At 67.2% G+C, this 12,534-nt stretch carries 11 protein-coding genes; 8 read left to right on the top strand and 3 right to left on the bottom strand.

Annotated elements, in window-relative coordinates:
- Positions 1-65: 65 nt before the first annotated feature.
- Both IG98_RS0106420 and IG98_RS0106415 read right to left on the bottom strand, forming a co-directional pair.
- Positions 66-1,286 carry a helix-turn-helix domain-containing protein gene (locus tag IG98_RS0106420; RefSeq protein ID WP_030906901.1) on the bottom strand — a complete coding sequence of 407 codons (1,221 nt, stop codon included), beginning with the start codon at positions 1,284-1,286 and terminating at the stop codon, positions 66-68.
- A 199-nt stretch (positions 1,287-1,485) separates the two neighbouring features.
- Positions 1,486-2,367 carry an ArsR/SmtB family transcription factor gene (locus IG98_RS0106415; RefSeq protein ID WP_084195158.1) on the bottom strand — a complete coding sequence of 294 codons (882 nt, stop codon included), beginning with the start codon at positions 2,365-2,367 and terminating at the stop codon, positions 1,486-1,488.
- Between the two features lie 148 nt (positions 2,368-2,515).
- On the opposite strand from IG98_RS0106415, the gene IG98_RS0106410 reads away from it, so the two are divergent.
- From IG98_RS0106410 to IG98_RS0106380, 6 genes are all read left to right on the top strand, one after another.
- Positions 2,516-3,739: an MFS transporter gene (locus tag IG98_RS0106410; protein ID WP_030906895.1), complete on the top strand. Its 1,224-nt coding sequence runs from the start codon at positions 2,516-2,518 to the stop codon at positions 3,737-3,739.
- A 472-nt stretch (positions 3,740-4,211) separates the two neighbouring features.
- The gene (locus IG98_RS53140; RefSeq protein ID WP_245651414.1) at positions 4,212-4,631 is read left to right on the top strand and encodes an alpha/beta hydrolase family protein; all 420 of its coding nucleotides are present in this window, start codon (positions 4,212-4,214) and stop codon (positions 4,629-4,631) included.
- 109 nt (positions 4,632-4,740) lie between these two features.
- Positions 4,741-5,328, top strand: coding sequence for a hypothetical protein (locus IG98_RS0106400; protein WP_157594181.1), 588 nt, complete (start codon positions 4,741-4,743; stop codon positions 5,326-5,328).
- Positions 5,329-5,728: 400 nt separating this feature from the next.
- Entirely contained in the window at positions 5,729-6,253 is a 525-nt protein-coding gene (locus tag IG98_RS0106390) for a hypothetical protein (protein ID WP_030906888.1), read from the top strand.
- A 153-nt stretch (positions 6,254-6,406) separates the two neighbouring features.
- Positions 6,407-7,153 carry a hypothetical protein gene (locus tag IG98_RS0106385; protein ID WP_157594180.1) on the top strand — a complete coding sequence of 249 codons (747 nt, stop codon included), beginning with the start codon at positions 6,407-6,409 and terminating at the stop codon, positions 7,151-7,153.
- 241 nt (positions 7,154-7,394) lie between these two features.
- Positions 7,395-7,727 (top strand): helix-turn-helix domain-containing protein, encoded by a 333-nt coding sequence (locus tag IG98_RS0106380; RefSeq protein WP_030906882.1) that lies wholly within the window; start codon positions 7,395-7,397, stop codon positions 7,725-7,727.
- A 66-nt stretch (positions 7,728-7,793) separates the two neighbouring features.
- On the opposite strand, the gene IG98_RS0106375 is transcribed toward IG98_RS0106380, so the two are convergent.
- Positions 7,794-9,488: a glycosyl hydrolase family 8 gene (locus tag IG98_RS0106375; RefSeq protein WP_030906879.1), complete on the bottom strand. Its 1,695-nt coding sequence runs from the start codon at positions 9,486-9,488 to the stop codon at positions 7,794-7,796.
- A 194-nt stretch (positions 9,489-9,682) separates the two neighbouring features.
- On the opposite strand from IG98_RS0106375, the gene IG98_RS0106370 reads away from it, so the two are divergent.
- Together IG98_RS0106370 and IG98_RS0106365 are read left to right on the top strand one after the other, a co-directional pair.
- Complete coding sequence (locus IG98_RS0106370; RefSeq protein WP_030906876.1) at positions 9,683-11,206, top strand: N-acyl-D-amino-acid deacylase family protein; 1,524 nt, start codon at positions 9,683-9,685, stop codon at positions 11,204-11,206.
- Positions 11,207-11,417: 211 nt separating this feature from the next.
- Positions 11,418-12,527, top strand: a complete 1,110-nt coding sequence (locus IG98_RS0106365) for an alanine racemase (RefSeq protein WP_030906873.1) — start codon at positions 11,418-11,420, stop codon at positions 12,525-12,527.
- Positions 12,528-12,534 lie beyond the last annotated feature (7 nt).

Here is a 12,534-nt window from a genome sequence, read left to right as displayed (position 1 = left end):
CATGCAGACAGCGTGGCCGTCACGGGAGATGGTGAAGTATCACGAGTTCGTGAAACTTGGATCCGCTACGGCAGGCCGAGCCAGGTCGCGAAGCCGCTGAGGCTTCGGGGGCGTCGCCGTTCGAGGTTGACGAGCATCCGGACGGTTTCGCGGACCATCGGATGGTTGCGGGTCTGTTGAGGGGCGATCCGGCGGGCGGCGAGCAGTGTCTCCAGGGCCTTCTGGCGGTCGCCGTGGTAGAGCCAGCCGCGCGCCAGGTCGATGTAGTGGTGGCCGAGCCGGACCGGTGCGACCGCCGGAGGGAGCACGGCATGCCGAGCGCGGCGGACCGCTTCGCCGCCGTCGTACATCTCCACCGCGGCTGCGACCTCGTACATGATCACGTTGGAGGGGCCGAATTCCAGGCCGTAGTGGTTCGCGTCCTGGCCCAGTACGCGGGCGGCCTCGCGGGCGTGTTCGATGTGCTCGAATGCCCTCTGCCGGTCAGTGGCACGGGCAGCGAAGATCGCGGATCGGAGATGAGCCGCGCCGTACACGCTCAGTTCGGCGGCGGTCAGCCGGCCGAGATCCTCGCCGACGTCTCGCCGCACCCGATCCAGGAGAATCAGGCCCTTGTCGTAGGTGGCCGTGGCCAGGAACAGCGTCGAACGCTGCCACTGCGTGCGGGCGACCCGCAGCGGGTCCTGTGACGCCTGGGCAGCCCATGCCACGCGATCCATGGCGAGGCCGCGCAGGTCGAAGTAGCCCAGAGTGTAGGCGATCGCCGTCACCCCTGTGTACGCCTCGGAGAGCAGCCCGAAGAGTTCGTCGCGGCGTGTTCCCTCGCTGACGTGGACGGCGCGGGTCAACTCCTCCAGCAGGCCCGGAAGCATCTCCCCGAGTTGGACGTACCGGGCCTGTCTGCCCAGTGCGGACGCGCGCCGCACGTCCATGCGGAGCTGCTCCATCGGTGGCGGCGGGATGTCCTCGTCGGGCAGATCCCACGACAGGAGCGCCCGCCGGATCTGCGGGACGCACTCGTGAATCCGATCCTCTCGCGCGCCGGGATCCCGGTACGGCTGACCGGTCAGCTCGCCGAGCTCGATCCGCAGGGTTCGTGCCACGGCGGTGATGAGGGCCTGCGTGGCCGGCTTGTGTCCCTGTTCGACCTGCGCGATCAGGCTCTTGGAACAGGGCACCCGGTCGGCGAGCTGCTGCTGTGTCAGGCCGCGCAGCTTGCGAGCCTGAGCGATCCGCCGCCCGATGCCTTCTTCGGCGGCTGGGCCATTTGTACTGCCGTCGCGCATGAGCAGGCCCCGCCCGTATCCGCAATGGTCCCGACAACCTCAGGCTACGTGCGGTGCTTTTGCCGTGTCAGGGGAACGCTCCGCCGACCGGATCCCGGCCGCGTTCCATGGCGGCGGGTGGAGCAGATGGCAGAGGGTGAAGAGCATGCTCAAAGTGGTCAAAGAACACGCCGCTGGCGGCATTCCGCGCCGTCTCGGGTCAAGGATTGAGCTCGATGAGCTGGTCGCCGGCCGGCGAGCGCCGGTACAGCACCGACCGTCCGGTGCGTGCTCGGCTGACGAGCCCGGCGGAGCGCAGCACGGCGAGATGATCTCCGACACCTCCAAGGCTCATTTCAAGCCGGGCGACGAGCTGCGTGGGGGTCGAGGGCACGCCGAGGGCGCGCAGCAGCGCCGCCCGCGAGGTGCCGATCAGTTTTTCAAGCCCTCCGATGGCTCCGGAGGTCTCTCCCAAGGTGGCGACACCTCTCGCGGGATAGACCACGGAGCGGGGCCAGGGCCGTTCGAGTTGCAGGGCCACCGGCGCGAAGATGCTTGGCACGAAGAGCAGGCCGTCTCCGTCGAGGCTGTACCGCCCCTCTCCGTGGCCTCGGATCTCCAGATGTTCCCCCTCGGGTGAGGTGCACCACCGGAATCCCGAATTGATGTCCTCGACCGCGGCCGACCAGCCGATCGTCGCCAGCCGGTTCGCGCGCTGCGCGATGTCCTGTTCCAGGACCGCCCTGAAGCGGGGCCAGTCATCCTTGATCAGGAGTTCCCAGACGGTTTCCAGAGCCTCCGCGATCCGATCCACCAGGTCTTCGGACCGAAGGATTTCGGGCGTTGGCCGCCCTTTCAGGTTGCGCGCCAACTCGGCGCGCGCCCTCGCGAGTGGTGTTGCCCGAACCATGTCGAGTTCCGTTGCGATGGAGATCCCGGCACGCGGCGGTGGTGGAACGATGAAGTCGGCATTGTAGGAATTGAATTTGAGTAGTCCCGCGAGCATCGCGATCACCGGGTCGTCTTTCAGACGCCGAACGTACACCGTCGAATTACGTTCCTTCCAGCGACGATGAAGACCCTCCGGATACCGTCCGGACATAACCCAAAGGCCATGAACCGTCTCCAGAATTGGTGAGGTCGCGAATCTGACCCTTGCCAGGTCTCGCGTTTCTATATCCACTCGTATGACGTTTCGTCCCACGACGAAACAATAGCGGGTAAACGGGCACACGCATAATGATTGCCATATGAATCATCGTGTCCTCATACTCTCTCTTGCCACTGGCATATCGGTCATGGGTGACGGCCTCGCCATTACGGCCATGATGCTGGACTTCCATGACCGGGGCACCGGAGGCGCCACCATCGCCGCGCTCTTTCTGGCGCTGGCGGTGCCGAGCGTGGCCGTAGCAGGGCTGGCAGGCAGAATCGCCGACCGGGTGCCCCTGCAGAAGGTGCTCTACGGCGCGGGAACAGCACTGGTGCTGGTCTGCGTGACCATGGCGTACGCCCGTAGCGTGGTGATCACCGTTCTGCTCACCGCTGTCCTGGCCGGCCTCATGGCAGTGGTGATGCCGGCGACCCAGAAAGCGGTGGCGAGCTCGACGTCGGACGCGCTACTGAGCAAGGCCCAGGCTCGGATGTCCATGTCCGCGAACATGGGGATGTTGCTGGGGCCGCCCATCGCCGGTGTCCTCATGGACGTCGCCGACGTGCGGGTCGCTCTGCTCATCGATGCGGTCACCTACCTCGCGCTGCCCGTGAGCGCCTGGCTCCTGCCTCCCGCCGCCCCCGCACGCTCCGTCCGTGGCAGATCAGGTCTGGTCCCCGGCCTGCGGGCCATCTCGGCCCAGCCGACGTTGATCCGCGTGATCGGCCTCGGACTAGTGATCATCTTTGCCATGCAGGTGACCAACGTGGCCGAAGTCTTCCTGGTCAAGGACGAGCTTCATGCGAGTTCGACGGCCTTCGGATTGATCACCATGGTCCTCGCGGGCGGGCAACTGGCAGGCGCCTGGTCGGCGGGGGTCGTCCTGACCAGATCCGGGACGCCGCTGAGCCCCTCCGCGGTGGCTCTCATCGCGGTCGCGGCGACGGGCGTGGCGGTTTTCCTGGTATCCGTGAGCACTCGAATGGACCTTGTCTTCGTCCTCACCGCCCTCAACGGACTGGCCCTGGGCGGCTTCGCGGTGGCCCGGCAGACCATACTCGTCCGCCTGACCGACAGCGACCTTCACGGCAGTGTTTTCGCCGCCCACGGCGCTCTGCTCAACACCACCGTCAGCGCCGGGCTCCTGATGGCAGGCGTCATGACCGCCCTGATCGGCCCCAGAATGGTGTACGCGGTCACTGGACTGCTGCTCCTGGCTTCACTGACAATGACCCTGCTACCGGGGAAACTGCCTCGGAGATCACGCGAAGGGTCCTCGCCGAAGGCAGACCGGGCGGCCACCCGCGCAGAGCATTCCTGATGTCATACACCGGGAATCCGCCATGTGAATTTCGATTTCACATATTGCATCCTGGTCGTCTGCGGTGGAGGACCACCCGAGCGTGCTCGGCTGGTCGGTATGCCGGCGGAGCCGCCGAGGTTGGCGATCCGAGCGAATCACGGCGCTATGCGGTCACCTGGCTCGATGGTCGACAGACCCTTGCACGGCAGGCTCGACGTCCTTTCGGATTTATGAGAGATGCTGGGGCGATGTTCGAGGACTTCGAAACTGATCTGATTCACGTCGGAGAAGCATCCATTTTCGTCCGCTACGGCGGGTAGGGCCCGCCGGTGCTGTTGCTGCACGGCCATCCTCGGACTTCCGCGACCTGGCATCGCGTCGCGCCCCGGCTCGTCGAGCGCGGCTTCACGGTCGTTCGCGTGGTCCGGCACCCACTGCCGACCACGCCGGGTACTCCAAGCGCGCCGTCGCGAACGACGCGGTGGCGGTGATGAGTTCTTTGGGGCACGACCGTGGGGGCGCGGTCGCGTTGCGCCTCGCTCTCGATCACCCCGAGGCGGTGTCCCAGGTGGTGTTCATGGACTGCCTGCCGATCAGCGATCACCTGTCCCGCATCACCGAGAGGTTCGCGACCCAGTGGTGGCACTGGTTCTTCTTCGCCCAGCCGGACATACCCGAGCGCGTCATCAACGCCGACCCGGACGGCTGGTATCGCGGTGACCCGCGGAGCATGGGCCAGGCGAACCACGACGAGTGGCGCGAGGCCATGAGGAACCCTGAGGTGGTGCGGGCCATGCTGGAGGACTACCGAGCCGGTCTCACGATCGACAGACGTCACGAAGAAGCCGACCGGGCCGCCGGTGTGCGGTTGCCGTCCCGGTGCGCTCAGCTGCTCACGTTCATCAGGTGAACTTTTCGTCCGGATCGCCGGCGGAAGCCTGTGTGGAGATTGTGCAGCTTCGGTAGAGACATCGAGCAAGGCATGGCGAGTGACGCGGGGATGCCGCGACACTTTTCCGATGCCCATTCCTCCTGCTATGCGGAAATCATGGCTGCTCTCCTTGCTGGCGGCGGTCGGCTGGATTCTTCTGGCGCTCGTTTCCTACCTTCGGATATCGCTGTTTCTGGAAAACTCGCTGCTTTACAAGCTGCTGCTCGTATGGAGCTGGCTGTGGTCGCTGCTGTGGTCTTTGTCCGGTGTGTTGTCCTACCTGGCTGTCAAAGCGTACGGACGCTCGATGGCGGTGTTGACGGCCACCTCGATCCTGGGGCTGCTGATCTGGACGGCAGACTGGAAAGTGGTCTATCTGCAGAGCCAGATCCGGCTGCACCATGAGACATTCGCCGACCTTGCCTCCTCCTACGAGAGCGGCCGGCCGCTTGAGGTTCCTTCGTGGATGAAGTACCTGTCAATAGAGGGAGACGTGCAAGCCCAAGAGCACGGTCTCTATTTTCCGGTTTTCGTTGACAAGTGGCGTGCCGAATCCGGTGAGGGGTTCGCCTACATACCGGGCAAGGCCGATCCTCAGACGATCATTCAAACCGCGGAGGGCGACATAGGAGGCCCAACACATGATCTCGGTGAGGGCTGGTGGTGGGTCGAGTAAGGCGGTTTCCGGAATGTCCGAACCCATTTTCGTCACCGCCGTTCCTGCGCCGCCTGGGTCGGCCATACCGGATCCATGACAGCGGGCAGGGCAGAGTGATCGGGGAAGCCATCGGCGCGCTCAGTGAAGAGCACAGGGGTGACCTTGTTGGCCACCATCCAGGTGGAGGGCTTCGCGCCCGTGGTTCATGCCGTCACGACCGCAGGTGACCGACGGTGATCCGCCCGGGGGCGTGAGCTTGATGTCGGATCCCCACCAGCAGGCTCCAAGCCATCGACAAGACACCCCCGACAGGCTCTATGGCGAACGTCATCACCACTCACAGGGGCGACGTGAACGGCTACCACCACAGGCTCAATTTCCGCCTGGAGCCCGCCTGTCAACGGAAAACGAGGAGCGCATGAACAACGTCCTGTCGAGGGTGGGCACTCTGGCCGCCGGGCTGGCACTCGCCGCGGCCCTCGTGTCCCCGGCCCAGGCCGCCGAGCCCCCTGCTCTCGGCGTCGATACGGCCGCCGCCGGACCCCTGCTCAAGATTGTGTTCGGCTCGCTTCAGGCCTTCGATCTGGAGGAGAGCGGCGAGGACGAGATCCGTGTGCGGATCATAGGTCAGAACGGCGCCGAGTACCTCGGCTGGCCCACCAACGGTGACGAGGCCGACACCAAGGCCGGAACCTGCTGGGTATGGGAGTATTCGATGTGCACCCCCGGCTCCACAGAGCGCGCCGCCGGATCGTACAAGAGCCAGACCACCGTCGCCGGAGGCTCGTTCACCATTGAGGTGTGGGAGGACGACATCGTCGGCGACGACCTGCTGCTGCGCATCCCGGTGACCGCCACGGGCGGCTATCAGGACATCGAGGCTTCCTCCCCCGCAGGCAAGGGATTCTCCTACCGGTTCGTGGGAAACCTGGAGCCCGCGTAACAGGAACCGCATTTCCAGAGCCTCTGTTTCAACGCTTCGGCCAGCTTGATCGGAACTTTGTGTTCGTCTTGTCCGTCATTTCGGTCAAGCAGGGAAACGGGCGGCGCTGATTGCTTATGCGTTGGCCTCGTACCAGCCGAAGGGTGACGCACCTTGACCAACTTAACCTCGCGCGTCCGCGCGCTTACCGGACGAGCCAAGACGCTTGTCTCCTACGGTTACCCCGAAGAGAACAGAACGATGTACGGCGTGGCGGTCCTGGACGGTGATGGGCTGATCCTGTTCTGCTCACCGGGAGCCAGGCCCCGGCACGAGTTGGAGGGATTCGCCGCCGACCATGGGCTGACCTTCGATTTCCGGCGGTACGGCACCGCTGCTGAGGCGAGGGTCGTGCTGGCCCGTCGCGCCTCGGGCTGGCATGGACTTTCACCCACCGGCCCTCCGGCTCGCCATGAGGGCACACGCATGCATTTGCTCGATGGCGTGAACGATCTCCGCTACCTCAGAATGATCACCAACATGTGGCGCGACATGCGGGCCGGCCGCGCCCATGCCCGGCTGAATCAATCTCGGACGTCAGGTGCCCGAGAGCTCTCGCGTCTGGACGGCCGGGCCTGTCGCCTCCGCTCTAAGCACGGTCAGTTGGAGCTGGAGTCAGAGGATGGCCTACGCCTGGTCCCCCAGGCCGATCTACTGCTCCGCTACACGGCCGAGCCGGACCTCCGCGGCCTCATCGTGTTCGGCGAGCCCGGTCGGCCACTGATGCACCTGCCCGGACGGTGGGATCCAGAGGAAACGCGGCGCTTCGCCGAGCAGAACATCCTGGGGTTCGAAACGCGCAACCTTTCACACGAGGAGTACCTGGCCTTGACAGGGAGGGTCCAGGACGCGGTTCCCTGAGTGATCCGACTACAGACTTGATCCACGCCGGGAAAATCTCGCGCGAGCACGTGGAGCCAAGCAGAGGAAGTCGGACGCGGGAGCCTCGATCACGGGCATCGAAGTATCGAAGGATCCGGGCGCACCGTCATCATGTTCCCTGTGATCATCGCGTCGGCCCATGCCTCACCTCGGCTCTCGTGGGCCGAGCCCTGTGGGAGCGTTACGCGGCATACCGCGCTGAGAAGGAGGCGGAAGGGCGATGAGTGAGTTCGTGAAGTGGTCCGACACCAAGGCCAAGATCCGTGAGATCGATCCCGATCGGGACTCCCCCGAGCGAGTCGCCGCCCGGGAGAGCAGCCGCGAGCAGTTGCGGGCAGAGCTTCGCGGTGTCCAACTCGCCGAGATGCGCAAGCGTCTGGGCATCTCCCAGAAGCTCCTCGCCGAACGGATGAGCATCACTCAGGCGCGCGTGTCCCAGATCGAGCACGGCCAGATCGGTGGTCTGGACACCTTGCGCTCCTATGTCGTCGCCCTGGGGGGAACACTGGACATAGTGGCCGATTTTGGGGACTACTCCGTGAAAGTCGCCTGAGTACGGTCACGGGCACGAAAGTGCGGCCCCGACCGAAGGTGGGAGCCGCACTGGTACGCGTGAGGGTCAGGGCACCCAGTGGTTGCCGGTTACGGTGATCATGACTTGGAGCTGGACGCTGGTCGAGTAGTAGTCGGTGGCGGTGAACGGGGTGTTGAGCATCTTGGTCCACAGGGCGTCCAGCCAGGCCTGGCTGCCGGAGTCGGTCATCGCCGCCACCGCGAACGGGGCGAAGTAGGCCGGCTCGCTGCCGCTGGAGATCTGGGTGCCGTTGAGCGAGTAGCCGACCGCGATGTTGTTCGGGTTGCCGCCGGTCTTGCTCTTGATCCAGGTGTTGAGCTTGCGCGCGGCGGCGAGGGACTTGGCGTCACCGCTGGTCACCGCGTCGTTGCCGATCCGCCACGGATCACGGCAGGCGTTCCACCAGAACTTGCCGTCGTTGGGATCCTCCAGGACCTGGCCGGGGGCCGGCTTCGGGGTGGTGTTGGTGTTGACCACGAAGTCGGCCAGCAGGCCGGTGCTCGCCGCGTAGGTCGACTGCTGGGACGCGATCAGGTTCTGGTGGTTGGTGCGGACGGTGTCCCAGGTCGTGTCACCGGTGGCCTTGCGGAACGCCCTGAAGTGGTCGATCATCCAGTCCGAGGAGCGGCTGATCCAGTAGTACTGGTCGCCCGAGCTGCTCCAGTCGCCGAGCTTCATCAGCTTGGTGGTCGGGTTGACCTCACCGGCCTTGATCGCGTTGATGTGGTTGATCGCGAGCTGCTTGTAGTTGTAGGTGCCCGTGCTGCCCCACTGCCGGTCGGCCAGGAGCAGGCCGTAGGCCACGTCCAGGTCGCCGTCGGTGGCCGAGTCGCCGCCGTTGACGCTCTGGCAGGCGGTGTCCTGTTCGGCGGCGAGCAGGCCGGGGGTGATCGACGACGGGTGGGCCAGCACGTACTTCACCAGGCCGTCGAAGATCTTCTTCGCGTCCGGGTCGGCCCCGGCCATCGTGGCGGCGATGACCATGCCGTAGCCCTGCGCCTCGGCCACGTACGGGTGGTCGGCGTCGGGGGAGATGATCTGGTACCAGCCGTTGCCGCAGTTCTGCTTGACGAAGGCGGCCTTCCAGCGCTGGTAGTAGTCGATCACCTTCTGGTCGAGCGTGGCCTGGGTGCCGCCGGGGCGCAGCGTCCCGGCCGTGTAGGGGATCGTGTGCGAGCCGAACGGCACGCCGGGGCCGCCGGGAGTGATCGTCGGGGTGGGACTCGGGGTGCTGCCGCCGGTGCTGCCGTAGACCTCCATCTCGTACAGCGAGTAGCCGTAGGCGGTGCCGCGCGCGGTGCCGTACATCCGCACGTAGCGGCCGGTGCCGGACAGGGCCAGGTCGTCGACGCCGCCGTCACCGGAGGTGGTGGAGTAGGCGGAGGTCCAGGCGTTGCCGTCGGGAGAGGTCTCGATCCGGTACGACTTGCCGTACGCGGCCTCCCAGGTCAGCTTGACCCGGGAGATCGTGGCGGAACCACCGAGGTCGACGCGGAGCCACTCGGGGTCGTGGCCCTCGGCGGAGGCCCAGCGGGTGCCGGTGTTGCCGTCGAAGGCGGCCGAGGGGAGGAACGTGGCGTCCTCGTTGGAGGACGAGGTGGCCGGACGGCCCTGGGACAGCAGGGAGTCGGCGGCGAGGCCGGGCGGGGCCGCCAGCACGAACACCGATGCGATCAGTGCCGACGCCAGTGCCAGGACGAGGACGGTCGAGGGGCGTTGGAGACGCGGTCTCGCATGCACAGGGGGTGCCCTCTCTGCGATCATCTAGTTAGGAAAGATTCCTAACTAGTAAAAGATGCCACCATCCATGACGCGTTATGGTCAAGAGGGAAGGGGGCCCAAATTCCCGGTTGGGTGCGATGCGGGGGAAATCCAGGGAGAACGTAGACAGGTGCCGGGTGCCTCGAACACCTTCCCGGTGATTGAATCCGGGCATGTCGTTTGATGTGTTGATCAGGGATGGCTGGGTGCTCGACGGCACCGGTGCCCCGGCCTGCCGGGCCGACGTCGGCGTCACCGGTGACCGGATCGCAGCGGTGGGCCGCCTGGACGCGGCGGCGGCCACCACGGTGGTCGAGGCCGCCGGGTGCCATGTCATGCCCGGCCTCGTGGACTGCCACGCGCACGGCGACGCCCTCGTCCTTGACAAGGAGGTGCAGTTCGCCGCGCTCCGGCAGGGGGTGACCACCTTCGTCCTCGGCCAGGACGGGCTCTCCTTCGCACCCTCCACCACCCCGGAGACCTTCGCCTACGCCACCCGCTACTTCGCGGCGGTCAACGGCGTCCACCCCTCGGCGGACGGGCCGATCGGCGTCGGGGAACTGCTCGACGGCTACGACCGGGCGACCGCGCTGAACACCGCCTACCTGCTGCCGCACGGCACGATCCGGTACGACGTGATGGGCGCCGCCGAACGGGCCGCCTCCGCCGACGAGCTGGCCGCGATGCTGGCCCGCGTCGAGCGCGGCCTGGCCGAGGGGGCGGCCGGCCTCTCCACCGGGCTGGAGTACGCCCCCGGCCGCTACGCCGACGCCGCCGAGCTCGCCACGCTCTGCGCGCCGCTCGGCCGCCTGCCGTACGTGACGCACATGCGCGGGTACGGGGCGGCGGCCCCGGAGGGGATGGCCGAGGTGACCGACATCGCCCGGCGCTCGGGTGTCGCGGTGCACGTCTCGCACTACCACGGCCCGGCCGCGACCCTCCTGCCTCTGATCGACGAGGCCCGGCTCCGGGGGCTGGACGTCACCTTCGACACCTACCCCTACCTGCGGGGCAGCACCATCCTGGCGATGGTCGCGCTGCCTCGGTGGGTCCCGGCCGCCGACATCGACCGGGCGCTGGAGACACTGGAGTCAGAACGGATCGAGTGGGACGAGAGACTCTGGCCGAGGGTCACCCTCTCCCACGTGCCAGGTGCCGAGTGGGCCGAGGGACTGACGCTGCCCGAGGCCGCCGCCGAGGCGGGGCTGGAGCCGGGAGAGTTCTGCCGCCGGATCCTGATCGACACCCGGCTGGAGGCCGGATGCGTGGCGGCCCGCCCCGACGAGGGCCCCGAGGGGGAGGCGTCGGTCCGCGCGATCCTGCGCCACCCGGCGCACACCGGCGGCTCCGACGGCATCTACGTGGGCGGCCACCCCCACCCCCGGGGCTACGGGGCGTTCGCCAGGATGCTCGGCCACCACGTCCGCCAGACCGGGGACTGGACCCTGGAGCAGGCGGCGGTCCACCTCGCCTCGCACCCGGCACGCCGCTTCGGCCTCGACGGGCGCGGTCTCGTCCGCCCCGGACAGGTCGCCGACCTGGTCGTCCTCGACGCGGGAGCGGTCGCCGACCTGGCCACCTACGCCGCCCCACGCACCCCGGCCACCGGGATCGGCGACGTCCTCGTCTCCGGGGTCCCGGTCCTCGCCGGAGGCCGGCTCACCGGCGCCACCCCCGGCAGGGCGCTGCGTCCCTGAAAACCGCGTCCCTGAAAACCGCGTCCCTGAAAACCGCGCCCCGGAAGAGCCGTAGTCCTGACGAGCTGCGGCTCTGACAACACGGCACCGGAGAGGGCGCCAGGAGGATAGGGTCCTCAGGGCGACCAACGGGGATGTGATCTCCCACGCCCGGATTCAACGGCCGATGGCCCGCTAAATCCGTACAGGTGACCACAGGAAGGGCCGGGACGTGAAGGGGATCGTGGATCCCGAGGGGGCGCTGGGGGCCTCGCTGTTCGGCGGGGCGTTCACCTTCCCGGTGATGGTGGCCCACAGAAGCGCGCTGGAACACAACATCGCGACGCTCGCGGCCTTCACCGGGGCGTACGGGCTGGTCTTCGCCCCGCATGCCAAGACCACCATGTCGCCGGAGCTCATCAGGGCGCAGCTGGAGGCGGGCGCGTGGGGGATGACCGTCGCCACCCCCAGCCAGGCGCTCACCCTGCGCGAGTTCGGAGTCGCCAGGATCGTCCTCGCCAACCAGGTCTTCGACCCCGCGGGGCTGGACGCACTCGCCGCGCAGCTGGCGGAGGACCCCGCGTTCGAGTTCCTCTGCTTCGTCGACTCGGTGGCCGGGGTCGAGACGCTCTCCCGGCACGCCGGGGCCAGACCGTTCCGGGTACTGGCGGAGCTGGGCCATGAGGGCGGCCGGGGCGGCAGCCGTACCCTCGCCGAGCTACTGGAGGTCGCCTCGGCGGCGCAGACGGCCGAGGGCGTGCAACTGGCCGGCGTCGCCGGGTACGAGGGTTCGCTGGGCTCCACCGGCGAGGTGCGGGCCTACCTGTACCGGCTGCTGGAGGCGCTGGAGCACTTGCGGGTGCGCGACCCGATCCTGTCCGTGGGCGGCAGCCAGTGGTTCGACGTGATCGGCCGCGAGCTCGCCACCTGCCGGGCCAGGGTCATGCTGCGCAGCGGCGCCTATGTCTCCCACGACGACGGCTACTACCGCGAGCGCACCCCGTACACCCGGATGGACGGGGAGTTGCGCGCCGCGCTGGAGATATGGGCACACGTGCTGAGCGTTCCCGAGCCCGGCCTGGCCGTGGTCGGGTTCGGCAAGCGCGACGCCCCCTTCGACGAAGGGCTGCCGATCCCGCGCGGAGCCGTCGCGGACGCGACGGTGCTCAAGGTCTCAGACCAGCACACGATCCTGAGACTGGCGCCGGGATCACCGGTGAAGCCGGGGGATCTGGTGTCGTTCGGCATCTCCCACCCGTGCACCGCCTTCGACAAGTGGCGGGTCATGCCGGTGGTCGACGAGGAGTACGTCGTCGTCGATCTGATAAACACCTTCTTCTGATCACCTT

Source organism: Streptosporangium amethystogenes (assembly GCF_000721075.1).
Taxonomy (GTDB): Bacteria; Actinomycetota; Actinomycetes; order Streptosporangiales; family Streptosporangiaceae; genus Streptosporangium; species Streptosporangium amethystogenes.
Note: the sequence above shows the minus strand (reverse complement) of the source record. Positions and strands in the feature narration are given on the sequence as shown.